This is a genomic window from Streptomyces sp. yr375 (assembly GCF_900110755.1).
In the GTDB taxonomy this organism is placed as follows: domain Bacteria; phylum Actinomycetota; class Actinomycetes; order Streptomycetales; family Streptomycetaceae; genus Streptomyces.
Map to the genome: position 1 here is coordinate 48,627 of NZ_FOFF01000046.1, position 23,464 is coordinate 72,090.

Here is a 23,464-nt window from a genome sequence, read left to right on the forward strand (position 1 = left end):
CCTCAGCGGTCCCTCGGGTCGTTCGAGAGGCGGCGCCCTGCCGGGGGCGGGGCGCCGCCGTCAACTCACTTGGTGTTGATGACCTTGTCGATCGCGGCGTCCGCTTCCTTGGCGGCGGCCTCGACCGTCTCCTTGCCGGTGCCGATGTTCTGCAGCATCGTCTGGAGCACCTGGGCCTTCTCGACCTGGCCCCAGCCGGGGGCCATCGGGACGAACCAGTTGGACTCGGCGGCGGTGGCCGGGACGACCGTCTTCGGGTCGTTCTTGAGGGTCGCGAGGTCGGTCTTGTTGTTGGGCAGGTTGCCCTTGGCCATCAGGCCCTTCTGGCCGGCGGGGCCGGTGAAGGCGTTGATCCACTCGGCGGCGAGGCCCTGCGCCTTCGACTTCACCGGGACGGCGAGGTCGGAGCCGCCCAGGAAGACGGGCAGGTTCTTGCCGGACGGGCCGGGCATCACGAAGTTCTCGACGTTGCCGGCGAGCTTGCCGGTCTTGTCGTTCTCCTTCGCCGCGGCGGTCGCGCCCTCCCAGGCGGGGGCGAAGATCATGCCGGACTTGCCCTGGCCGTAGACGATGTAACGGTCGGACTCGTCCTTCGTCTTGTCGCCGTGCATGTACTTGTCGACGACGTTCTTGAAGTCGGTGAGGCCCTTGAGCGACTCGGGCGAGGAGAGGTTGGCCTTCCACTGGCCGCCGTCCTCCTTGGCGATGGAGCCGCCGGCGTCGTAGACGAAGGACATGGCCGCGTACCAGTCGCGGGTGGGCTGGTACCAGGCGGAGAACGAGTCGCCCTCCTTCTTCTGGACCTTGTCCAGGGCGGCCGTCAGCTCCGCGTAGGTCTTCGGGGCGGACTTGACGCCCACGGAGGCGAAGAGGTCCTTGCGCCAGTTCGCGACGCGGCCGCCGGCGTAGTACGGGACGCCGTAGGTCTTGCCGTCGTACGTCACGGAGGCCTTGAGGCCGTCGAGCCAGGCGGCGGAGTTGTCGAACTTGGCGGTGTCCAGGGGCGCGAAGGCCCCCTTGACCATGTAGCCGAGCATCTCGGTGTTGCCCATCTCGACGACGTCGGGGGCCTTGTCGGTGGCGAGGACGGCGTCGAGCTTGGTGTTCTTGTCCGGCCAGCCGTAGTACTCGTGGGTGATCTTGACTCCGGGGTGGGCCTTCTGGACCGCCGCGTCGGCCGCCTTGACCAGTTCGGGCCAGTTGTTCTGGGCGTCGACGGTGAGCCAGACGGTCAGCTCCTTGGCGTCGGTGCCCTTCGAGTCCCCGCTACCGCTGTCGCCCCCGCACGCCGCGACGGAGACCATCATGCCCGCGATACCGATCGCGGCTATGAGATTGCGCTTCACGCCATCCTCCTCAGGGATGCCACACCCCCCGCCCATGGACCGGGACCTGAACCTGGACCTGGACCTTGAACCTGGACCAATGGTGTAGACCAGTGCGCAGAGCTTGGCTCAGACCACCAGACCTGTCAAGGGTGGCCGAACCCCCTCCCACCAGCCGTTATGGGACCTACATATGCAAGGACCTTTAAGTAAGAAGGCGTCGAAATCAGCGACCACGGAGTAACCTCTCCGGCTAGACCACTCGCCGTTATGGACTAGACCAGAAGGCGTAGCGGCGGTATACAGAAGGATCACGATGTGATCCTCGTCCGGAGCCGGGAAGGCGGGCCATGAGCACCGACGTCAGCAGTGCGGACAACGAGGGTGGGGCAGCCGTCCGTACCGCGCGTGTGCCCAAGTACTACCGCTTGAAGAAGCATCTCCTCGAGATGACGGAGACCCAGTCGCCGGGCACCCCGGTCCCGCCGGAGCGCACGCTCGCGGCCGAGTTCGACACCTCGCGCACGACCGTCCGCCAGGCCCTCCAGGAACTCGTCGTCGAGGGCCGCCTGGAGCGCATCCAGGGCAAGGGCACGTTCGTCGCCAAGCCGAAGGTGTCCCAGGCGCTCCAACTCACCTCGTACACCGAGGACATGCGCGCCCAGGGCCTGGAGCCGACCTCGCAGCTCCTGGACGTCGGCTACATCACCGCCGACGACCGGCTGGCCGGGCTGCTCGACATCACGACAGGCGGGCGCGTGCTGCGCATCGAGCGGCTGCGGATGGCCAACGGCGAGCCGATGGCGATCGAGACGACCCACCTCAGCGCGAAGCGCTTCCCGGCGCTGCGCCGCTCGCTGGTCAAGTACACGTCCCTCTACACCGCCCTCGCCGAGGTCTACGACGTCCGGCTCGCCGAGGCCGAGGAGACCATCGAGACCTCGCTCGCCACCCCGCGCGAGGCGGGCCTCCTCGGCACCGACGTGGGCCTGCCGATGCTCATGCTGTCCCGGCACTCGCTGGACAAGGACGGCGCGCCGGTGGAGTGGGTGCGGTCGGTCTACCGGGGGGACCGGTACAAGTTCACGGCCCGGCTGAAGCGGCCCGCGGAGTAGACGCGGTAGAGGGTCTGTGGAGGGTCTTCCGCTGGGCCTACCCGTCACTTACATTGCCTGCGCATTACATCTGTGATCAAGCGTCTGTGATCAAGGCGATCAGTGTGAGGGGACGGAACCGCCGATGTCCGACGGAGAAACGAGGGAACCGGTGGTGACGCCGACGCGCGTCGTCATCGCCCTCTGTCTGATCGCGCCCTTCGTGGCGCTGCTGTGGGTGGGTTCGTACGCGAAGGTGGATCCGGCGTTCATCGGGATCCCGTTCTTCTACTGGTACCAGATGCTCTGGGTGCTGGTCTCGACCGCGCTGACGATGACCGCGTACAAGCTGTGGCAGCGCGACCAGCGCGGTCAGCGTGAGCGCGCGGCCCAGGGCGGGGGTGCGGCGAAGTGAAGGACGGCGTGAACGGCGTGGCGCTCGGCGTCTTCGTCTTCTTCTTCCTGGCCGTCACGGCCATGGGCTTCCTGGCCGCGCGCTGGCGCAAGGCCGAGAACGAGAACAGCCTCGACGAATGGGGCCTGGGCGGCCGGTCGTTCGGCACCTGGGTCACCTGGTTCCTGCTCGGCGGCGACCTGTACACGGCGTACACCTTCGTCGCCGTACCGGCCGCGATCTACGCGGCGGGCGCGGCCGGTTTCTTCGCGGTGCCCTACACGATCCTCGTCTACCCGCTGATCTTCCTGTTCCTGCCCCGCCTGTGGTCGGTGTCCCACAAGCACGGCTATGTGACGACCTCGGACTTCGTGCGCGGCCGGTTCGGCTCGAAGGGCCTGTCGCTGGCGGTCGCCGTCACCGGCATCCTGGCGACGATGCCGTACATCGCGCTCCAACTGGTGGGCATCCAGGCGGTGCTGGACGTGATGGGCGTCGGCGGCGGCGAGGACACCAACTGGTTCGTGAAGGACCTGCCGCTGCTGATCGCGTTCGGCGTGCTGGCGGCGTACACCTACTCCTCGGGACTGCGGGCCCCCGCGCTGATCGCGTTCGTGAAGGACACGCTGATCTACATCGTCATCACGGTGGCGATCATCTACATCCCGATCAAGCTGGGCGGCTTCGACGACATCTTCGCCAAGGCGAGCGAGGCGTACAGCCAGACCAACCCGGCCACCGGCAAGCCGCGCGGCGCGCTGGCCCCGGCGGAGGCGGGCCAGTGGACGTACGCGACGCTCGCGCTGGGCTCCGCGCTCGCGCTGTTCATGTACCCGCACTCCATCACGGCGACCCTGTCCTCCCGCAGCCGTGAGGTGATCCGCCGCAACACCACGATCCTGCCGCTGTACTCCCTGATGCTGGGCCTGCTCGCGCTGCTCGGCTTCATGGCGATCGCGGCCGGCGTCAAGGTGAGCAACGGTCAACTGGCGATCCCGCAGCTCTTCGAGGACATGTTCCCGGACTGGTTCGCGGGCGTGGCCTTCGCGGCGATCGGGATCGGCGCGCTCGTCCCGGCGGCCATCATGTCGATCGCGGCCGCGAACCTCTTCACCCGCAACATCTACAAGGACTTCATCAAGCCGGACGCGACGCCCGCGCAGGAGACGAAGGTCTCCAAGCTGGTCTCGCTGCTGGTGAAGGTGGGAGCCCTGGTCTTCGTCCTCACCATGGACAAGACGGTCGCCATCAACTTCCAGTTGCTGGGCGGCATCTGGATCCTGCAGACCTTCCCGGCGCTGGTCGGCGGCCTCTTCACCCGCTGGTTCCACCGCTGGGCGCTGCTCGCCGGCTGGGCGGTCGGCATGATCTACGGCACGTTCGCGGCGTACGGCGTCGCCTCGCCGGCCCAGAAGCACTTCGGCGGCTCGGCGAAGGAGATCCCGGGCATCGGTGAGATCGGCTACATCGGCCTGACGGCGTTCGTCCTGAACGTCGTCGTCACCGTGGTCCTCACCTTCGTCCTGAAGGCGGCCAAGGCCCCGGAGGGCGTCGACGAGACCCGCCCGGCGGACTACACGGCGGACGCGGGCGACCGGGGCGTCCAGGTGGACCTTCCCCCGGCGACCGCCGGTTCCGCCCACTAGAGGGCCCCTGGCGAGCAGCCAGTCACCCGGCAGCGGGCCGTCGGCGGTGCGACCTCCGGCGGCCCGTCGCCGTACCCTCAGTCGTACCCATGAGTTGACGCTCCGACACGCTCTGAAGTCGGCGCGACACAACATCTGGGGGTGGCATGACGGGTGAACACAAGATGTATGCTCGTGCTCGCTGTCGCCGCAGGGGAATCCGGTGCGAATCCGGAACTGTCCCGCAACGGTGTACTCGCGTGCGTACCGCTGTATTTGCGCATGCCTGGCCAGTCCGAGGACCTGCCGACAGTGTGCCCGGTCCAGCAGGTTCCGGGTGCCCTGACGTCCGGGCCTCGTGGAGCGGGCCGGTGGACGCGACGCTCCGTGCGCTCGTGTGCTGCCCCCTGCCCTGCGCAAGGCCCACCGCCGCCGAGCGAGGGAGAGCCCCACGTGACCATCGCGCCAGCCGAACCGGCTTCAGTCACCGAGCTGAAGACCGACGGTCCCGGTACCGCGTTGCTGCGTACCCTGACCGAGCTGACCGCCGATCTGCCCGACGCCGACCCCGGCCGGGTCGCCGCCGCGGCCCTGCGCGGCCGGTCCGCCCGGGCCGACGAGGCGGAGCTGCGCGAGCTGGCCACGGAGGCGGCCGCCGGCCTGATCTCCGAGGACCCCGCCTACTCGAAGCTGGCCGCCAGGCTGCTGACGGTCGGCATCGCCGCGGAGGCCGCCTCCCAGGGCGTCACGTCGTTCACCGGTTCGGTCGCCGTCGGCCACCGCGAGGGTCTGATCGCGGACCGCACCGCCGAGTTCGTGCGCGTCCACGCGGTCCGCCTCGACGCGCTGATCGACTCACAGGCCGACGACCGCTTCGGCTACTTCGGCCTGCGCACCCTGCACAGCCGCTACCTGCTGCGGCACCCGATCACCCGCAAGGTCGTCGAGACGCCCCAGCACTTCCTGCTGCGGGTCGCCGCCGGCCTCGCCGAGGACGACAGCACCCGCGCCCTGGACGAGGTCGCCGCGCTCTACCGCCTGATGAGCCGCCTGGACTACCTCCCGTCCTCCCCCACGCTCTTCAACTCCGGTACCCGGCACCCCCAGATGTCGTCCTGCTACCTGCTGGACTCCCCGCTGGACGAGCTGGACTCCATCTACGACCGCTACCACCAGGTCGCCCGCCTCTCGAAGCACGCCGGCGGCATCGGTCTGTCGTATTCCCGCATCCGCAGCCGCGGTTCGCTGATCCGCGGGACCAACGGGCACTCCAACGGCATCGTGCCGTTCCTGAAGACGCTGGACGCCTCCGTCGCCGCCGTGAACCAGGGCGGGCGGCGCAAGGGCGCGGCGGCGGTCTACCTGGAGACCTGGCACTCCGACATCGAGGAGTTCCTGGAGCTGCGGGACAACACCGGTGAGGACGCCCGCCGTACGCACAACCTGAACCTCGCGCACTGGATCCCGGACGAGTTCATGCGGCGCGTCAACGCGGACGAGCCGTGGTCGCTGTTCTCGCCCTCCGACGTGCCCGAGCTGGTCGACCTGTGGGGCGCGGAGTTCGAGGCCGCCTACCGCAAGGCCGAGGCGGCCGGGCTCGCGAAGAAGACCATCCCGGCCCGTGACCTGTACGGCCGGATGATGCGCACCCTCGCGCAGACCGGTAACGGCTGGATGACCTTCAAGGACGCCGCCAACCGCACCGCCAACCAGACGGCCGAGCCGGGTCACGTCGTGCACTCCTCCAACCTGTGCACGGAGATCCTGGAGGTCACCGACGACGGTGAGACGGCGGTCTGCAACCTGGGTTCGGTGAACCTGGGCGCGTTCGTCGACACGGCGAGCGGCGACATCGACTGGGAGCGGCTGGACGAGACCGTCCGCACGGCCGTCACCTTCCTCGACCGGGTCGTCGACATCAACTTCTACCCGACCGAGCAGGCGGGCCGCTCCAACGCCCGCTGGCGGCCGGTGGGCCTGGGCGCGATGGGCCTCCAGGACGTCTTCTTCAAACTGCGGCTGCCCTTCGACTCCGCGGCGGCGAAGGCCCTCTCCACGCGGATCGCCGAGCGCATCATGCTCGCCGCGTACGAGGCGTCCGCCGGCCTCGCCGAGCGCCACGGCCCGCTGCCGGCCTGGGACAAGACCCGCACCGCCCGGGGTGTGCTGCACCCCGACCACTACGGCGTCGAGTTCACCTGGCCGGAGCGCTGGGCGGCGCTGCGCGAGCGGATCGCGTCGACCGGGCTGCGCAACTCGCTGCTGCTGGCCATCGCGCCGACCGCCACGATCGCGTCCATCGCGGGCGTGTACGAGTGCATCGAGCCGCAGGTGTCCAACCTGTTCAAGCGCGAGACGCTGTCCGGCGAGTTCCTCCAGGTCAACTCGTACCTGGTGAACGAGCTGAAGGAGCTCGGCGTGTGGGACGCCCGCACCCGGGAGGCGCTGCGCGACGCGAACGGCTCGGTGCAGGGCTTCGCCTGGATCCCGGCCGAGGTCCGCGACCTGTACCGCACGGCGTGGGAGATCCCGCAGCGCGGCCTGATCGACATGGCCGCCGCCCGCACCCCGTACCTGGACCAGGCGCAGTCCCTGAACCTGTTCCTGGAGACGCCGACCATCGGCAAGCTCTCCTCGATGTACTCGTACGCCTGGAAGTCGGGCCTGAAGACGACGTACTACCTGCGCTCGCGCCCGGCGACCCGCATCGCCCGCGCCGCCCAGGCGCAGACCCCGATCCCCGTCCAGGCGACGCCCGACGAAGACGCCGTCGCCTGCTCCCTTGAGAACCCCGAGTCCTGCGAGGCCTGCCAGTAATGACCACCGCCGCTGAGAAGAACCTGCTCGACCCGGGCTTCGAACTCACCCTCCGCCCCATGCGCTACCCCGACTTCTACGAGCGCTACCGGGACGCCATCAAGAACACCTGGACCGTGGAGGAGGTCGACCTCCACTCGGACGTCTCCGACCTGGCGAAGCTGTCCGAGGGCGAGCAGCACATGATCGGCCGGCTGGTCGCGTTCTTCGCGACGGGCGACTCGATCGTGGCGAACAACCTCGTGCTGACGCTGTACAAGCACATCAACTCCCCCGAGGCGCGGCTCTACCTGAGCCGTCAGCTCTTCGAGGAGGCGGTGCACGTCCAGTTCTATCTGACGCTGCTGGACACCTACCTCCCCGACCCGGAGGACCGCGCCGCCGCCTTCGACGCGGTGGAGAACATCCCCTCCATCCGCGAGAAGGCCGAGTTCTGCTTCAAGTGGATCGACTCGGTCGACAAGCTGGAGCGCCTGGAGTCCAAGGCCGACCGCCGCCGCTTCCTGCTCAACCTCATCTGCTTCGCCGCGTGCATCGAGGGCCTGTTCTTCTACGGTGCTTTCGCGTACGTCTACTGGTTCCGCAGCCGGGGTCTGCTGCACGGCCTCGCCACCGGCACCAACTGGGTGTTCCGGGACGAGACCATGCACATGTCCTTCGCGTTCGAGGTCGTCGACACCGTCCGCAAGGAGGAGCCGGAGCTCTTCGACGACGCGCTCCAGCAGCAGGTCACCGACATGCTGAAGGAGGCCGTCGAGGCCGAGCTGCAGTTCGGCCGGGACCTGTGCGGCGAGGGGCTGCCGGGCATGAACACCGAGTCGATGCGGCAGTACCTGGAGTGCGTCGCCGACCAGCGGCTCCAGCGGCTGGGCTTCGCCCCGATCTACGGCTCGGAGAACCCGTTCTCCTTCATGGAGCTCCAGGGTGTTCAGGAGCTGACCAACTTCTTCGAGCGCCGCCCGTCGGCGTACCAGGTCGCGGTGGAGGGCACCGTGGACCTGGACGAGGACTTCTGAGACCTCGGGGTCCGGGCGGCCTTGCCGGCCGCTAGCTGACGGTCGATCCGGCGCTCGTGGAGATGTCCCACGAGCGCCGGAGCCGTGAGGAGGAAGAAGAGGGCCAGGGCGGTCAGGTATCCGATGAGTGCGTCCATGAGGTAAGCGTCGTACGCGTCGGACACTCCTGACAGTGGCAGGACTGCCGTACACCTTCAAATTACTGCCACTCTTCGGGCACACTGGCACCATGCTGAAGAACGTGGTCGCGGTCCTCCTCGACGGTGTGCACCCCTTCGAGCTGGGCGTCGTCTGCGAGGTCTTCGGGATCGACCGCAGCGACGAGGGGCTGCCGGTCTACGACTTCGCCGTCGCCTCGGCGGAGGGGCCGACGCTGAGCACGCACGCGGGCTTCACCCTGAGCACGCGGCACGGCCTGGAGCGGCTGGAGAGCGCCGATCTGATCGCCGTACCGGCCGGGGAGACGTACGGGAAGCGGGACTTCCCGCCGGAGCTGCTCGACGCGCTGCGCCGGGCCGTGGACCGGGGGACCCGGGTGCTCAGCGTCTGCTCCGGGGTGTTCGTACTGGGCGCGGCGGGGCTCCTTGACGGTCGGCGGTGCGCGGTGCACTGGCGGCACGCCGAGCAGTTGGCCCGGCAGTATCCGGGCACGACCGTCGAACCGGACGTGCTCTACGTCGACGAGGACCCGGTGATCACCTCGGCCGGCACGGCCGCCGGGATCGACGCCTGTCTGCACCTGGTCCGCAAGGAGCAGGGTCCCGAGGTCGCCAACCGGATCGCCCGGCGGATGGTGGTGCCGCCGCACCGGGACGGCGGCCAGGCCCAGTACATCGAACGGCCGCTGCCCCGCTCGCGCTGCGACACCGTCGGCGACGTGCTCGCGTGGCTGGAGCGGCACCTCGACCAGGAGATCACGGTCGAGCAGCTCGCCGAACGCGCCCACATGTCCCCGCGCACCTTCGCCCGCCGCTTCCAGCAGGAGACGGGCACCACGCCCTACCGCTGGCTGCTGCGCCAACGGGTGCTGCTGGCACAGCAGTTGCTGGAGGCGACGGACGAGACGGTGGACGCGATCGCCTGGCGGGCCGGCTTCGGCACGGCGGGCGCCCTGCGCCACCAGTTCGTGACCGCGCTGGGGACGACCCCGAACGCCTACCGGCGCACGTTCCGCGGCCCGGGCCCGGGCCCGGGTGCCGGTACAGGGAAGGCTCAGTCGTTGGCGACGACGGCGTAGCGGGGCTCGTTCTCGGCCATCTGCCGCAGGGCGTCCTTGCGTTCGCGCTTGGACAGCCGGTCGATGTACAGGTAGCCGTACAGGTGGTCGGTCTCGTGCTGGAGACACCGGGCGAAGTAGCCGGTGCCGCGCACCTTGATCGGGTTGCCCTGCTCGTCCTGCCCGGTCACCTCGGCGTAGTCGGGGCGGGCGAGCGGCGCGTAGGCGGTGGGCACCGAGAGGCAGCCCTCGTTGCTGTCGTCCAACCGCCGCCGGTCGGCGGGGAGTTCGACGAGCTTGGGGTTGCAGACGACGCCGGTGTGCCGGGCCCCCTCGTCGTCGGGGCAGTCGTAGACGAAGACCTTCAGGTCGACGCCGATCTGGTTGGCGGCCAGGCCGACGCCCTCGGCGGTGTGCTGCGAGGCGAACATGTCCGCGACGAGCTGCTTCAGCTCCTCGCCGAACTCGGTGACGTCCTTGCACTCCTTGTGCAGCACCGGGTTCCCGACGACGGTGATCGGCCGCGAGGCCCCGGCCTCACGCCAGGCCAGCTCACGCGCCGCCGTCTCCTCGGTGTCGATGACGAAGCCCTCGTCGTCCACGGGAAGCACGCCCACGTGCTGCTGATCGGTGTCCTGCTGCGCCATGCCGACGATGCCTTCCTGCAACCTTGAGAATTTCTGCGAGTACAGCCTACGGGGGCCGCGCCCCGCCAAGGGGCGCGGGGAACTGCGCGACCAGCCACAACGAACCCGCAGCGACCCACGGCCCTAACAGACTTCTTCGAGATCCCGCCAGTCACGAGAGTCCGGGCTGTCCGCAACCCACCCGTCCAGCAACCCCCTCACCAGCGAGGCAGGGGCGGCGACGCCACATTCCCGCTCCGGCACCCACAACTGCCCGTCGGTCCGATGCCCGAGCGGCCCGGGGTGTCCCGGCTCACTGTGGTCGTGCGGATCGAGATGCTCGCCGTCCCCCTCGTCGGACGGCATCCGCGACTCCGAGCACATCCGGCACAGCAGCCGCACGGACGACGACCAGTCCTCCGCGGCGAACCCCGCGTCGGCCGCCAGTTGCTCCAGCGCGTCCCGGTCCGCCTCGCCGGCCGCCTCCAGGAGGACGACCCAGGTCGGCACGGGCGACGGCGCCCACAGCTCGATCTCGTCGAAGACCGGGTAGGAGTGGCCGGAGGACGTGGTCCGCTCGCCGTGCGGCACCCCGTCGTGCAGGACGACCTCGCCCCAGCGCCGCCCGGAGGAGGGCAGCGGGATCGACAGGACCTCCATGCGGGCGGGGTCCAGCCGCCGCCCCCACACCACCTCGGCCTCGCCCTCGGGCGACAGCCGGACGGCCGCGCTGCCCAGCTCCATGCCGACGGGCTCGCCCGCGCCGGTGGCGTCGCCGGGCACGTGCAGCCCGTACGCCTGCCAGGCGCGGCGGGCCAGCGGCCAGTCCTGGAGGGCGGTGGCGGCGATGCCGACGTTCCACCAGTCGGGGGCGCCGGTCTCGCGGTCGAGGAGGGCGACGGCGCGCAGACCGGCGGTGCGGGCCTGTTCCCAGTCGTGCCGGAACTTGTGCAGCAGGGCGAGGTTGAACCAGGACTCGGACAGCCAGGGTTCCAGGTCGGCGGCGCGGGTCAGCAGCGCGCCCGCGTCCTCGTACCGCCCGTCGCCGATCAGCGTGAACGCGCGGTCGGTGGCCTGCCGCCAGGAGGCGGAGGGCCGGTGCCGTCCCTTGCCGAAGATCCTCACGATTCCCGCCTGCCAGTTCCGTTCTGTGGGCTGGCCAGTGCCCCCGGACACTCTCTCCCTCGCATCCAACCACGTGTGGCCGGAGGGCCGCTCATTACCCATGGGTTACCCACCCGCAGGCAGGGTCAGACAACTCCTCGACAGCACCCTGGCCAGCGCCTCCACCACTTCCGGCGCATACTCCCCGCCGGTGCCGAGGCGCAGCTCCTCCAGGGCCGTGAGGGGTCCGCCGGGGCCTGCGCCCTGCACTTTCTCCTCGTACGCGTTCACCACCCGGACTATGCGGGCGGCCACCGGCTGCTCCGGGTAGGGGTCGGCCTGCCGCTCGACGACCGCCGCGACCTGGGCGCCCGCCCCGGTCTGCCGGACGACGGCCCCGCCGAGCAGCGCGATCCGCCGCTGCTCGGCCGCCGGGAGGCCCGCGGTGGCGCCGGCCGGGACCGGGTCGACGAGGCTGAGCTGCCCGATGTCGTGCATGAGGGCCGCGTACTCCAGGACGGCCCGCTCGGCCTCCGGCAGCCCGAGGTCGCGGCCCACGGCCTGGCTGAGGGCGGCGACCCGGCGGGCGTGCCCGGCCGGGGTGTAGCCGGCGATCTCGGTGGCGCGGGCCAGCGAGGCGATGGTCTGCCGGTAGGTGGCGCGGACGGCCGCGTACCGGCGCAGGGAGAGCTGGGTGAGCAGCAGCGGCACCGAGAACACGGGCAGCGCCCACAGGCCTACGACGGCCACGGCGAGCGCCATCACCGCGCCCGTCGCGCACACCGCCGACCCGATCCCGCGGACGGCCCGCAGCTCGTCCCGCAGCAGCGGGGCGAACGGCCAGTTGGTGCGGGAGTGGGCGAGCGCGGCGGCGACCACGGCGTCGCACAGCACGGTCAGGACGAGCAGCGCGAGCAGCAGCAACGCGTACGCCGGGCCGCTCCAGGCGTCGAAGACGCCGTGGTTGTAGAGGGGCTGGAAACAGACGGCGGCGAACCCGACGGCCAGCACCCGGCGGACCAGGTGGTCGAGGACGGGCCCCTGCCCGCGCGCCAGATGCGGCACGCTGCCCAGCAGGGAGGCGGCGACCATCACCGACACGACCTGCGCGACCCCGTGGTGCGTGGGGTGCCCGGCATGCTCCCCGACCAGCGCGTAGGCCAGCGACCCGGCAGCACCGAGCGGCGCGCCCTCACGCAGCCCGGGCCCGCTCCACCGGGTCAGCTCACCGACGGCGACGAGAACCCCGAACGCGAGCGCGACGGGCCGTTCCTCGACGCCCATCGCGAACGTGACGGCGAGCGAACCGGTGACGAGGAGAGCGGCGGCGGTGTAGAGGGCGGCGAGGGTGCGGGGGACGGTACGGGTACGGCGGAAGGTGCGGATTCGGGTGCGGGTGCGGGTGCGGGTGCGGCGGAAGGTCATCGGCGGGCCTCGGACCGGTCGTCGGGGGCCTGGGCCTGGGCGGGCACGGTGGGGCGGGGTTCCTCGGCGGTGACGATCGGGTGCCAGCCGTCGCGGCCGATGACCCGGGTCAGGGCCGTGACCATGCGGGGGTCGAAGTGGGTGCCCGCGCAGCGCCGCAGCTCCTCCAGCGCCACGCTCACCGGCCGGGCCCTGCTGTAGGAGCGGGTGGACGTCATGGCGTCGAAGGCGTCCGCGACGGCGACCACCCGGGCCGGTTCCGGGATCTGACCGCCCAGCAGGCCGTACGGGTAGCCGGTGCCGTCGATGCGTTCGTGGTGGTGGAGGATCGCCGAGCGGGCCTCGCCGAGGAAGGAGATGCCCCGGGTGATCTCGTGCCCGTACTCGGGGTGCAGCTCGATCACCCGCCGCTCCTCGGGCGTCAGCGGCCCGTCCTTGCGCAACAGGCGGGTGGGGACGCCGAGTTTGCCGACGTCGTGCAGGATCCCGGCGAACCGGAGCACCTCGATCCGCTCTTCGTCCATGCCGAGTTCGCGGCCGATCATCATCGAGGCCTGGCCGACGCGTTCGCTGTGCCCGCGCGTGTAGCCGTCCTTGATGTCGACGGCCTGGACCAGGGCGCGGATCGTGGCCTGGTGGGCGGCGCGCTCCCGGTGGTACTGCGCGAACACCCACCACGACACGGCCGTCGGGAACAGCACGAGCAGCGCGGCGACCGGCCCGTAGGGGCTGCGCCACAGCACGGCCATCATCAGCCCGGCGAGCCCGTGCACGGCGAGGGGCGCGAGGCAGCGCAGGAACAGCCCCCGGCAGGCCTGGCGCAGCGGCAGCCCCTCGGCGAGGGCGAGCATCCCGCCGTCGAGGAGGGCGAGCGCGGCGCAGAACACCAGCACGGCCGCGCCGGCCGGCAGCAGCGCGTACGGGAAGTCGGAGCCGGCCACGGCGTCCCGGCCGCCGAGCGCCCCGTGCGTGTGGGCCGCCGCCCACACGGCGAGCGAGGACTGCGCGGCCCGCCAGAGCCGGCGCAGCAGAAAGGGGCGCTGCTCGACGTGCGAGAACAGCGCCCCGGGCAGCGGGACGAGGGCGGCGGCGGCCGGCGCGAGCAGGAAGGCCCCGGCGAGCAGCACGGGGTGCAGGGTGCCGCCGAACCTGCGCCGGGCGATCTGCTCGCCGCCCGCGTACAGGGCGGCGAGCAGGGCGACGGCCCACCAGGGGGTGCGCACGTCGGGGAGCGGCGGGAGGGCCGTCGGGGCCAGGCAGAGCAGGGCGGCGAGGGCGACGCAGGCGACGTACGCGCGGGCGGGCGCCCCGATGCCCTCCATGACGCCTCCCCCAGCCGTGCCGGTCACAGGCGCCGTGCCTGTCCAGGCCCAGGAGCCTAGGACGGTGGGGGTGGGTCCGCGGGCGTATCACCCGCGGATTAGCACATTCGGGTGACTACGGCAGGGTCACAACGACCGGTGTCAGAACGACTGGCGTCAGAACGACCGGCGTCAGAACGACCCGGGTCAGGACTCCTGCGGTGTGACGGTCACGTCGTGGTCGGGGACGGCCTGGCCGGACCGGATGAGGTCGAGCCGCCCCAGTACCTTGGCGCGCAGGTCGCTCGGCACGTCGTCATGGCCGCAGCACCGCTTGACCAGCTTCTTCACGGCCTCCTCCAGCCCGTACTTCTCCAGGCAGGGGGAGCATTCCTCGAAGTGGTGCTGGAACTTGTCCCGGTCGAGAGGGGGCATCTCGCTGTCGAGATACTCGTACAGGTGGTCGAGGACCTCACTGCAGTCCGTCTCGTGCGGATCTCCGCAGCTCATGAGCCCGAACCTTTCGCTTCGTTCGACTCTCCGGCACCGGCCGGGACCAACCCGCGCTCACGGGCGTAGTCCTCGAGCATGCCGCGCAGTTGACGGCGGCCCCGGTGCAGCCGGGACATCACCGTACCGATGGGTGTCCCCATGATGTCCGCGATCTCCTTGTACGCAAAGCCCTCGACGTCCGCGAGGTACACGGCGATACGGAACTCCTCGGGGATCGCCTGCAACGCCGACTTCACGTCCGAGTCGGGCAGGTGGTCCAGCGCCTGCGACTCGGCGGAGCGCAGACCGGTGGACATGTGCGACTCGGCGCGCGCCAACTGCCAGTCCTCGATCTCCTCGGCCGCACTGCGCTGGGGTTCGCGCTGCTTCTTGCGGTACGAGTTGATGAAGGTGTTGGTGAGGATCCGGTACAGCCAGGCCTTGAGGTTGGTGCCCGCCCGGAACTGGTGGAACGACGCGTACGCCTTGGCATACGTCTCCTGCACCAGGTCCTCGGCGTCGGCCGGGTTGCGCGTCATGCGCAGCGCGGCCGAATACATCTGGTCGAGGTACTCCAGCGCGTCCCGCTCGAAGCGCGCGCTGCGCTCGGTGGTGGACTCGGTGTTCGTCTCCGTGCCCGTCTCCCCGCGCGTGCCCTGGCCCTCGGGCAGCTCCGCCTGGCCGTTGTCGGTCCCTGCGTCGGTACCGGTGACCGGACCCACCTCCTCAAGATCGCGGGCAGGACCGAAACCGATCCCACTCGAATCGGAGGATAGACGACTACCCCTGCCCGCCGCCGCTCGAATAGGGGCCGTCCTGGCCGCGGACAGGACCGTCCAGTCCAGCTCAGCGCGGCTGCTGCGGCCCGGGCAGATGGTCGAACCCATGCGGCGGACTTCCTCTCCCACTGATCTCACTGACTCACTGACTCACTGACTCACTGAGTCTCAACTGATCTCACTGCTCTCGCTGATCCCACCGGCATCGGTGCCGGTCGTTCAGCACTTCTGTCCGCCTCAACAGCGAGCCGCCCCTCCGCATTCCCGGCTCTTACCCGCGCTCTTACCCGCCCCGTCACCCGAGCGACGCGACCCACCGGACGACTTCGGCGGTGACGATCTCCAGCGCCTGGTCCGGCGTGATCCCGGCCCGCTTGGGAACAGCGAACCCGTGGTCGCCGTACGGCACTTCGCACAGTTCGTAGCCGCCCTCGGGGAACTCCCCGGGCTTCCCGAAGGGGTCGTTGCCGCCCTGGACGACGAGGGTGGGCACCCCCGCGCCGAGCAGTTCGGCGGCGCGGGACTTCTCGGGCCGGCCCGGCGGGTGCAGCGGGAAGCTCAGCGCGAGCACGGCGTGGGCGCCGAGCTCGGTCGCCGTACGGCAGGCGACGCGCGCGCCCGCCGAGCGCCCGCCGGAGATCACCGGCAGTCCGGGCCCGGCGACGGCCGGCCAGATCCCGCGCCAGCCGACGTCGAGGGTCTTCGGCGCGGTGGCGACCTTCTTGCCGGCCACCCGCCAGGGCTGCTCGACGAGGGCCACGCTCACCCCGTGCCCGGGCAGCACGGCGGCCAGCGCCTGAAGGTCCCGTGCCTCGATGCCACCGCCCGCCCCATGGCTGACGGCGAGGACGAGCCTGGGCTTTCGCGCCCGGTGCCAGGTGAGACGGGCGGTACCGGCGTCGGTCTCGACGGTTTCGGTCGTTTTGGTGGTCTCGGTGCTCACGTCAGAAGAGTGTGCCCTCCTCGGGCCCCTCCAGCTCCGTCAGCAGCTCCGGGCCGTTGTTGCGGACGTTGCTGACGGCCGAGGACACCGGGTAGGCGCGCATCAGCCCGGCCGGCGGGGGCGCGAGCAGCGACCGCAGGTCCTCGACGTCCGTCCGCGCCGGGTCGAGCCAGGCGTCCCAGTGGTCCGGGGTGAGCATCAGCGGCATCCGGGGGTGGATGTCGGCGAGGGCGTGCGGACCGTCGGCGGGGGCCACCGCGAGCGGGGACGCCTCGGCCTCGGTGGTGATCACCGAGCACGTCACCCACCAGGCGCGCGGATGGTCGTCGGGGAGCGTGCGGTCCCGCCAGAACTCGTACAGCCCGGCCATCGCGAAGACCGAGCCGTCGGCCGGGAGCACGAAGTAGGGCTGCTTGCGGGCCCGCTTCTTCCTCCCCTCGACCTCCAGCTCCCGTTCGTCCTTGCCGGTGACCCACTCGTAGTAGCCGTCGGCGGGCAGGATGCAGCGCCGGGCGGCGAAGGCGCGGCGGTACGAGGGCTTCTCGTGGACGGTCTCGGCGCGCGCGTTGATCATCCGGGCGCCGCCCTCGGGCGTCTTCGCCCAGGACGGCACGAGCCCCCACTTCAGCTTGCGCAACTGCCGAACCGGGCGGTGGTCCACGGCGTCTTTCAACGGACGGTCGAGGACGGCGTACACCTCCTTGGTGGGCGCCACGTTGAAGTCGGGCTCCAGAGTCTCCTCGGGCTCCCACTTCTCGATTTCAAAGACTCCTGCGAGATCCTCGGGCCTGCGACTCGCTGCATACCGTCCGCACATACGTGCCACACTGCCAGACTCCGTACGACCAGAGGGAGCCACCTCAGACCATGGCCAGCATGGACAGCATCGCCGCCACCGCGCTGCCCGACCTGTGGGACCGGCTCGTCGGCACCCAGACCGATCCCGACCTGTGGGTGGTGATCGCCACGGCGGTCGCGGCTCTCGCGGTCGTCGTGCCGCACAGTCTCTGGCGTGTCTCGCGCAACGCCATCACCATCGCCCATGAGGGCGGCCACGGTCTGGTCGCGCTGTTGACCGGCCGCCGGCTCACCGGAATACGCCTGCACTCCGACACCAGCGGTCTGACCGTCAGCCGGGGCAAGCCGCACGGCCTCGGCATGATCCTCACGGCGGCGGCCGGCTACACCGCTCCCCCGCTGCTCGGGCTGGGCGGCGCCGCCCTCCTCGGCGCCGGCCGCATCACCCTCCTGCTGTGGCTGGCGACCGCCCTCCTGGTGGCGATGCTGGTGATGATCCGCAACGCCTACGGAGCCCTGACGGTGATCCTCACCGGCGGCGCGTTCCTGCTGGTGTCCTGGCTGGCCGGCCCCCAGGTGCAGGCGGCCTTCGCGTACGCGGTGGTGTGGTTCCTGCTGCTCGGCGGCGTCCGCCCGGCCTTCGAGCTCCAGACGAAGCGGGCCCGCGGCGGCGCCGGCGACTCGGACGCCGACCAGCTCTCCCGCCTGACCCACGTACCGGCCGCCCTGTGGCTGTTCCTCTTCCACGCGGTGAGCCTGTGCGCGCTGATGGGCGGCGGGCGCTGGCTGCTGGGCCTGTGACCTTCGCGGGCTCCGCCACGGGGCGCGGCCGGCCGCGCCCGCGCCGCACCGGGACGTCGACCGGCGACTAAAGTGGCCGCATGCCCGTGAACCCCGCCCACACCGCCCTCTGGCCCGCCCCGCACGCGAGCGAGGCCGTCGACGCGACAGTCCACGTGCCGGGGTCGAAGTCCGTCACCAACCGCGCCCTCGTCCTCGCCGCCCTCGCCTCCGAGCCCGGCTGGCTGCGCCGCCCGCTGCGCTCCCGCGACACCCTGCTGATGGCGGGCGCCCTGCGCGCGATGGGCGTCGGCATCGAGGAGACGGTGTCGTCCAGCTCCTCCGTCGCGGGCGGCCCCGAGGGCACCGGCGAGGCCTGGCGCGTCCTCCCGGCCGGGCTGTCGGGCCCCGCCACGGTCGACGTCGGCAACGCGGGCACGGTCATGCGCTTCCTCCCCCCGGTCGCCGCCCTCGCCGACGGCCCCGTCCGCTTCGACGGCGACCCGCGTTCGTACGAGCGCCCCCTGCACGGCGTCATCGACGCGCTGCGCGTCCTCGGCGCCCGGATCGACGACGACGGCCGGGGCACGCTGCCGCTGACCGTGCACGGCTCGGGTGCGCTGGACGGCGGGCCGGTGGAGATCGACGCGTCGTCGTCCTCCCAGTTCGTGTCCGCGCTGCTGCTGTCCGCCCCGCGCTTCAACCAGGGGGTGGAGGTCCGGCACACCGGCTCGACGCTGCCCTCGCTGCCGCACATCCGGATGACCGTGGACATGCTGCGCGCGGTCGGCGCCCAGGTGGACACCCCGGAGTCGGGCGGCGAGCCGAACGTGTGGCGGGTCACGCCGGGCGCGCTGCTCGGCCGGGACCTGACGATCGAGCCGGACCTGTCCAACGCCCAGCCGTTCCTGGCGGCGGCGCTGGTGACGGGCGGCCGGGTGCTGATCCCGGACTGGCCGGCCCGCACCACCCAGCCGGGCGACCGGCTGCGCGAGATCTTCACCGAGATGGGCGGTTCCTGCGAACTGGCCGACTACGGCCTGGTCTTCACCGGCTCGGGCTCGATCCACGGCATCGACGTCGACCTCGGCGACGTCGGCGAGCTGACCCCGGGCATCGCGGCGGTCGCCGCCCTCGCGGACTCCCCGTCCACCCTGCGGGGCGTGTCCCACCTGCGCCTGCACGAGACGGACCGGCTGGCCGCGCTGACCAAGGAGATCAACGAACTCGGCGGCGACGTCACCGAGACCGCCGACGGCCTGCACATCCGCCCGCGCCGACTGCACGGCGGCATCTTCCACACCTACGACGACCACCGCATGGCGACGGCCGGCGCGATCATCGGCCTGGCGGTGGAGGGCGTGCAGATCGAGAACGTGGCGACGACCGCGAAGACCCTGCCGGACTTCCCCGACCTGTGGACCGGGATGCTCGGGACGTCCGGGGTATAGGGACTTCCGCCATGCGCCGCTACGGCAAGCACACCGACGAGGACGACATCCGCAGCCGCCCCAACCGCAAGGGCAACCGGCCGCGTACGCATATCCGGCCCAAGCACGAGGACTCCGTCGAGGGCATGGTCCTCACCGTCGACCGGGGCCGGCTGACCTGCCTCGTCGAGGACCGCGTCGTCCTCGCGATGAAGGCCCGTGAACTGGGCCGCAAGGCCGCGGTGGTGGGCGACCGGGTCGACATCGTCGGCGACCTGTCCGGCAAGAAGGACACCCTCGCCCGCATCGTCCGCATCGCGGAGCGCACCTCGGTGCTGCGCCGCACCGCGGACGACGACGACCCGTTCGAGCGCGTCGTCGTCGCCAACGCCGACCAGATGGCCGTCGTCACCGCGCTGGCCGACCCGGAGCCGCGCCCCCGGCTCATCGACCGCTGCCTGGTGGCCGCGTTCGACGGCGGTCTGACCCCCCTCCTGGTCATGACGAAGTCGGACCTGGCGTCCCCGGACAAGCTGCTGGAGCTGTACGGCCACCTCGACATCCCGTACGTCGTCACCAGCCGTGAGGAGCTGGAGAACGGCGACGCGGCGAACCGGGTGCGCGAGCTGCTGACCGGGCGGACCACGGCGTTCGTCGGACACTCGGGCGTCGGCAAGACGACCCTCGTCAACGCGCTGGTCCCGCCGGAGCGGCGGCGGGTGACCGGCCATGTCAACGCGGTGACCGGCCGCGGCCGGCACACCACGACCTCGGCGCTGGCCCTGCCCCTGGCGGGCACGGACGACTGGGTGATCGACACCCCGGGCCTGCGGTCCTTCGGCCTGCACCACGTCGATCCGTCCCGGGTGGTCCTCGCCTTCCCCGACCTGGTGCCGGGCACCGAGGGCTGCCCGCGCGCGTGCAGCCACGACGAGCCGGACTGCGCGCTGGACGCGTGGGTGGCCGACGGCCACGCCGACCCGGCCCGGCTGTACTCCCTGCGCCGCCTGCTCTCCACCCGCGAGCGCACGGACGGCGACTGACCACCGCGTTGTTTGCGCCGCCCCGAGTCCGGTAAGTGCATAATCGCACCGAGCCGGACCGGGCCGCACGGACGGGCAGCCGGTCAGGCAGACGGCCGGGCAGACGGAGGGACAGCACATGGCGTGGCTTCTGGTCGTCGTGGCCGGGTTGCTCGAGACCGGTTTCGCGGTCTGCCTCAAGCTGTCCCACGGCTTCACCAGGCTCTGGCCGACCATCGCCTTCTGCGCCTTCGCCCTGGGCAGCTTCGGCCTGCTGACCCTCGCCCTGAAGAAACTCGACGTGGGCCCGGCCTACGCGGTGTGGACGGGCATCGGGGCGGCGGGCACGGCGATCTACGGCATGGTCTTCCTCGGCGACCTGGTGTCGACCCTGAAGATCGTCTCGATCACCCTGGTGATCATGGGAGTCGTCGGCCTACAACTGTCGGGCTCCGCCCACTGACCGGAGTCCGTCCGCTTCACTGCCCGGCGGACTGCCGTTGCAGCGCCCCCCGCACCAGCTCCGCGACCCCGTCCTCACCGGGCGGCGGCGCGGACACGCAGGACAGCGCGAGCCGGACGGCCAGCTCGCAGGAGCGGGCCAGATCGGCGGCGTCGGCCCGGACCGCGCCCGGCCCGCAGAGCAGCGCCACGGCCCGGTCGCGGACCGCGCCCACCAGGTCGCCGGGCGAGGGCAACGGCCCGTCCGCCCGCCGCTGGGCCGGCACGGCGGACGCGGACGGCACCGCCGAGAGCGTCGGCGACGGCAGCCGCTCGTCCCAGAAGCCGGTCAGGACAGCCCGTACGAGGTCGTTCTCGCGGGCGGCCGACGTAATCCACTCGGCGGTCGCGGTGAGCCGCTCCCGAGCGTCGCCCTGCACGGCGAGCGCCCGCTCGACGCCGGCCAGATACCCGTCGGCCTCGCGCCGGACCAGCGCTCTGGCCAGGCCTTCCTTGCTGCCGAACTCGTTGTACAGCGTCTGCCGGGACACCCCGGCCGTCGCCGCGACGTCCACCATCCGCACTGCGGCCCACGGCCGTAGCGCCAGCGCCTCGAAGGCGGCGTCCAGTAGGGAATCGCGCGCTGCGGGCATCTCGCCTCCCTCGGGCCAGCGGCTTGCGCCCAGGTTTGACGCATGTGCGGGCAGTGTCAAGGGTTTGCGGGGGCGTACGGAGGGCATTCCGAGGCGAACCGTCCGTACTCCGGCCGGGTGTGGCCCCGTCCTCCCCCGCCGGATACGGTTCGTCCCATGCAGGACTACCTCGACGATCTCCGCCTCGCGCACGTCCTCGCGGACGCCGCCGACGCCGCCACCATGGACCGGTTCAAGGCCCTCGACCTCAAGGTGGAGACCAAACCGGACATGACCCCGGTGAGCGAGGCCGACAAGGCCGCCGAGGAACTCATCCGCGGCCAGCTCCAGCGGGCCCGCCCCCGGGACGCGGTCCTGGGCGAGGAGTACGGCATCGAGGGCACCGGCCCCCGCCGCTGGGTGATCGACCCGATCGACGGCACGAAGAACTACGTCCGGGGCGTGCCCGTCTGGGCCACGCTCATCTCGCTGATGGAGGCGGGCGAGAGCGGCTACCAGCCCGTCGTCGGCGTGGTCTCCGCGCCCGCGCTGGGCCGGCGCTGGTGGGCGGCGAAGGGGTACGGCGCGTTCACCGGCCGCAGCCTGTCCACCGCGAGCCGGCTGCACGTCTCCCGCGTGTCGACACTGTCGGACGCCTCTTTCGCGTACTCCTCGCTCAGCGGCTGGGAGGAGCGCGGCCGGTTGAACGGCTTCCTCGACCTGACCCGCGAGGTGTGGCGCACGCGCGCGTACGGCGATTTCTGGCCGTACATGATGGTCGCCGAGGGCTCGGTCGACCTGTGCGCCGAACCCGAGCTGTCCCTCTGGGACATGGCGGCGACGGCGATCGTCGTGACGGAGGCAGGCGGCACGTTCACGGGCCTCGACGGCCGCCCGGGCCCGCACAGCGGCAACGCGGCAGCCTCGAACGGCCTGCTGCACGAGGAACTGCTGGGCTACCTGAACCAGCACGACTGACGCCCACCCCCGCCCCCGGGGGGACCCACAAATGAGCGCGCACGCCCTCAATTGACGACGTGCGCCCCCTTGTTGACCCCCGCTTTGCCTGCGACGCTGAGCACACCCCCACTTGTGAACGTGTGAATCGGAGGTGGCTCCGCACCCATGCTCGTCCGCGACGCCATGAGCACGGTGGTCCTCACCATCGGCCCCGCCCACACCCTCCGTCAGGCCGCCGCCCTGATGTCCGCCCGCCGGGTCGGCGCGGCCATCGTCCTGGACCCGGACGCCGGCGGCATCGGCATCCTCACCGAACGGGACATCCTCAACTCCGTCGGCCTGGGCCAGAACCCGGACACCGAACACACCCACGCCCACACCACCGGCAACGTGGTCTTCGCCGCCCCGACCTGGACCCTGGAGGAGGCGGCCCGGGCCATGGCCCACGGCGGCTTCCGCCACCTGATCGTCCTCGACGGCCACGACCCGGCCGGCATCGTCTCGGTCCGCGACATCATCCGCTGCTGGGTACCGGCACGACAGCAGCCCGTCCTTGGACTGAGTCCAATTCAAGTTTAGATCTAAAGTAACACCTGTTCGTGACCTGGTCCTGGTTGCTGCTAGGCTGAATTCCATGAGTGACCTTCTGGAACGGCTGCGCGGGCGCGGATGGCGAATGACCGCACAGCGGCGGGTCGTCGCCGAGGTGCTCGAGGGCGAACACGTCCATCTGACCGCCGACGAGGTGCACTCCAGGGCCGTCGTCCGGCTCCCCGAGATCTCCCGGGCAACCGTCTACAACACCCTCGGCGAACTGGTCTCCCTCGGCGAGGTCCTCGAGGTAGCCACCGACAAACGAGCCAAGCGGTACGACCCGAACGCCCACCGCCCGCACCACCACCTGGTGTGCGCCCGCTGCGGCGAGATCAAGGACGTCCACCCGAGCGGCAACCCCCTGACCGACCTCCCCGACTCGGAACGCTACGGCTTCGCAGTCTCGGACGTAGAGGTCACCTACCGCGGAATCTGCCCGACCTGCGCAACGACGTAGCCGGGGCCGAACCACAACGCCAAACCACAACAGGGGCAAGACCTACCCCCAGGACGACTAAGGGCAGGAACGGCTAAGGGCCGGAACCCTTTCGGATTCCGGCCCTCGGCCTTCAGTAGCGGGGACAGGATTTGAACCTGCGACCTCTGGGTTATGAGCCCAGCGAGCTACCGAGCTGCTCCACCCCGCGTCG

General features: G+C 71.0%; 23 protein-coding genes, 1 tRNA gene and 1 riboswitch. Of the genes, 13 read left to right on the plus strand and 11 right to left on the minus strand.

Features of this window, described 5'->3' with window-relative positions:
- Positions 1-65: 65 nt before the first annotated feature.
- On the minus strand, positions 66-1,346 hold the full coding sequence (locus BMZ82_RS31700) for an extracellular solute-binding protein (protein ID WP_093780842.1): 1,281 nt from the start codon (positions 1,344-1,346) through the stop codon (positions 66-68).
- Between the two features lie 329 nt (positions 1,347-1,675).
- Between BMZ82_RS31700 and BMZ82_RS31705 the strand changes: the two genes are divergently transcribed.
- The 6 genes from BMZ82_RS31705 to BMZ82_RS31735 all read left to right on the plus strand — a co-directional run bounded on the left by BMZ82_RS31705 (position 1,676) and on the right by BMZ82_RS31735 (position 9,508).
- Positions 1,676-2,440 (plus strand): GntR family transcriptional regulator, encoded by a 765-nt coding sequence (locus BMZ82_RS31705; RefSeq protein WP_093780843.1) that lies wholly within the window; start codon positions 1,676-1,678, stop codon positions 2,438-2,440.
- Between the two features lie 124 nt (positions 2,441-2,564).
- Positions 2,565-2,834: a DUF3311 domain-containing protein gene (locus BMZ82_RS31710; RefSeq protein ID WP_093780844.1), complete on the plus strand. Its 270-nt coding sequence runs from the start codon at positions 2,565-2,567 to the stop codon at positions 2,832-2,834.
- Positions 2,831-4,459 carry a monocarboxylate uptake permease MctP gene (gene mctP / locus BMZ82_RS31715; RefSeq protein ID WP_093780845.1) on the plus strand — a complete coding sequence of 543 codons (1,629 nt, stop codon included), beginning with the start codon at positions 2,831-2,833 and terminating at the stop codon, positions 4,457-4,459. Before BMZ82_RS31710 ends, mctP begins: the two co-directional genes overlap by 4 nt.
- 155 nt (positions 4,460-4,614) lie before the next feature.
- A riboswitch (cobalamin riboswitch) is annotated at positions 4,615-4,764 on the plus strand.
- Between the two features lie 127 nt (positions 4,765-4,891).
- Entirely contained in the window at positions 4,892-7,255 is a 2,364-nt protein-coding gene (locus BMZ82_RS31720) for a ribonucleoside-diphosphate reductase subunit alpha (RefSeq protein ID WP_093780846.1), read from the plus strand.
- Positions 7,255-8,271, plus strand: a complete 1,017-nt coding sequence (locus tag BMZ82_RS31725; RefSeq protein WP_093780847.1) for a ribonucleotide-diphosphate reductase subunit beta — start codon at positions 7,255-7,257, stop codon at positions 8,269-8,271. The genes BMZ82_RS31720 and BMZ82_RS31725 overlap by 1 nt, the downstream gene beginning before the upstream one ends.
- Before the next feature lie 229 nt (positions 8,272-8,500).
- The gene (locus tag BMZ82_RS31735) at positions 8,501-9,508 is read left to right on the plus strand and encodes a GlxA family transcriptional regulator (protein WP_093780867.1); all 1,008 of its coding nucleotides are present in this window, start codon (positions 8,501-8,503) and stop codon (positions 9,506-9,508) included.
- Here the strand turns inward: BMZ82_RS31735 and def are convergent.
- The 8 genes from def to BMZ82_RS31775 all read right to left on the minus strand — a co-directional run bounded on the left by def (position 9,484) and on the right by BMZ82_RS31775 (position 16,974).
- On the minus strand, positions 9,484-10,134 hold the full coding sequence (def, locus tag BMZ82_RS31740) for a peptide deformylase (RefSeq protein WP_093780848.1): 651 nt from the start codon (positions 10,132-10,134) through the stop codon (positions 9,484-9,486). The two genes, BMZ82_RS31735 and def, sit on opposite strands and share 25 nt — an antisense overlap.
- Before the next feature lie 123 nt (positions 10,135-10,257).
- Entirely contained in the window at positions 10,258-11,238 is a 981-nt protein-coding gene (locus BMZ82_RS31745) for a tetratricopeptide repeat protein (RefSeq protein ID WP_093780849.1), read from the minus strand.
- Between the two features lie 105 nt (positions 11,239-11,343).
- The gene (locus BMZ82_RS31750; RefSeq protein ID WP_371271334.1) at positions 11,344-12,642 is read right to left on the minus strand and encodes an HD-GYP domain-containing protein; all 1,299 of its coding nucleotides are present in this window, start codon (positions 12,640-12,642) and stop codon (positions 11,344-11,346) included.
- The gene (locus tag BMZ82_RS31755; RefSeq protein ID WP_093780850.1) at positions 12,639-13,964 is read right to left on the minus strand and encodes an HD-GYP domain-containing protein; all 1,326 of its coding nucleotides are present in this window, start codon (positions 13,962-13,964) and stop codon (positions 12,639-12,641) included. Before BMZ82_RS31755 ends, BMZ82_RS31750 begins: the two co-directional genes overlap by 4 nt.
- A gap of 186 nt (positions 13,965-14,150) precedes the next feature.
- Positions 14,151-14,453 (minus strand): mycothiol system anti-sigma-R factor, encoded by a 303-nt coding sequence (gene rsrA / locus BMZ82_RS31760; protein ID WP_093780851.1) that lies wholly within the window; start codon positions 14,451-14,453, stop codon positions 14,151-14,153.
- Positions 14,450-15,322, minus strand: coding sequence for a sigma-70 family RNA polymerase sigma factor (locus BMZ82_RS31765; protein WP_093780852.1), 873 nt, complete (start codon positions 15,320-15,322; stop codon positions 14,450-14,452). Before BMZ82_RS31765 ends, rsrA begins: the two co-directional genes overlap by 4 nt.
- 187 nt (positions 15,323-15,509) lie before the next feature.
- The gene (locus BMZ82_RS31770; protein WP_093780853.1) at positions 15,510-16,157 is read right to left on the minus strand and encodes an alpha/beta hydrolase family protein; all 648 of its coding nucleotides are present in this window, start codon (positions 16,155-16,157) and stop codon (positions 15,510-15,512) included.
- A gap of 1 nt (position 16,158) precedes the next feature.
- Positions 16,159-16,974: an SOS response-associated peptidase gene (locus BMZ82_RS31775; RefSeq protein ID WP_093780854.1), complete on the minus strand. Its 816-nt coding sequence runs from the start codon at positions 16,972-16,974 to the stop codon at positions 16,159-16,161.
- 59 nt (positions 16,975-17,033) lie between these two features.
- Between BMZ82_RS31775 and BMZ82_RS31780 the strand changes: the two genes are divergently transcribed.
- From BMZ82_RS31780 to BMZ82_RS31795, 4 genes are all read left to right on the plus strand, one after another.
- Positions 17,034-17,756, plus strand: coding sequence for a M50 family metallopeptidase (locus BMZ82_RS31780; protein ID WP_093780870.1), 723 nt, complete (start codon positions 17,034-17,036; stop codon positions 17,754-17,756).
- An 80-nt stretch (positions 17,757-17,836) separates the two neighbouring features.
- Positions 17,837-19,186: a 3-phosphoshikimate 1-carboxyvinyltransferase gene (aroA, locus tag BMZ82_RS31785; RefSeq protein ID WP_093780855.1), complete on the plus strand. Its 1,350-nt coding sequence runs from the start codon at positions 17,837-17,839 to the stop codon at positions 19,184-19,186.
- A gap of 11 nt (positions 19,187-19,197) precedes the next feature.
- Positions 19,198-20,208: a ribosome small subunit-dependent GTPase A gene (gene rsgA / locus BMZ82_RS31790; protein WP_093780856.1), complete on the plus strand. Its 1,011-nt coding sequence runs from the start codon at positions 19,198-19,200 to the stop codon at positions 20,206-20,208.
- 118 nt (positions 20,209-20,326) lie between these two features.
- Positions 20,327-20,650, plus strand: a complete 324-nt coding sequence (locus BMZ82_RS31795; RefSeq protein WP_093780857.1) for a DMT family transporter — start codon at positions 20,327-20,329, stop codon at positions 20,648-20,650.
- Between the two features lie 16 nt (positions 20,651-20,666).
- Here the strand turns inward: BMZ82_RS31795 and BMZ82_RS31800 are convergent, their stop codons facing one another.
- The gene (locus BMZ82_RS31800; protein WP_093780858.1) at positions 20,667-21,281 is read right to left on the minus strand and encodes a TetR/AcrR family transcriptional regulator; all 615 of its coding nucleotides are present in this window, start codon (positions 21,279-21,281) and stop codon (positions 20,667-20,669) included.
- A 156-nt stretch (positions 21,282-21,437) separates the two neighbouring features.
- Between BMZ82_RS31800 and hisN the strand changes: the two genes are divergently transcribed.
- The 3 genes from hisN to BMZ82_RS31815 all read left to right on the plus strand — a co-directional run bounded on the left by hisN (position 21,438) and on the right by BMZ82_RS31815 (position 23,271).
- A complete protein-coding gene (hisN, locus tag BMZ82_RS31805; protein WP_093780859.1) occupies positions 21,438-22,238 on the plus strand; it encodes a histidinol-phosphatase in 801 nt (266 codons plus the stop codon).
- A 147-nt stretch (positions 22,239-22,385) separates the two neighbouring features.
- Positions 22,386-22,799: a CBS domain-containing protein gene (locus BMZ82_RS31810; RefSeq protein ID WP_093780860.1), complete on the plus strand. Its 414-nt coding sequence runs from the start codon at positions 22,386-22,388 to the stop codon at positions 22,797-22,799.
- A 55-nt stretch (positions 22,800-22,854) separates the two neighbouring features.
- Complete coding sequence (locus BMZ82_RS31815; protein ID WP_093780861.1) at positions 22,855-23,271, plus strand: Fur family transcriptional regulator; 417 nt, start codon at positions 22,855-22,857, stop codon at positions 23,269-23,271.
- Between the two features lie 116 nt (positions 23,272-23,387).
- Here BMZ82_RS31815 and BMZ82_RS31820 read toward each other — a convergent pair.
- Positions 23,388-23,461, minus strand: a tRNA-Met gene (locus BMZ82_RS31820).
- Positions 23,462-23,464: the final 3 nt, after the last annotated feature.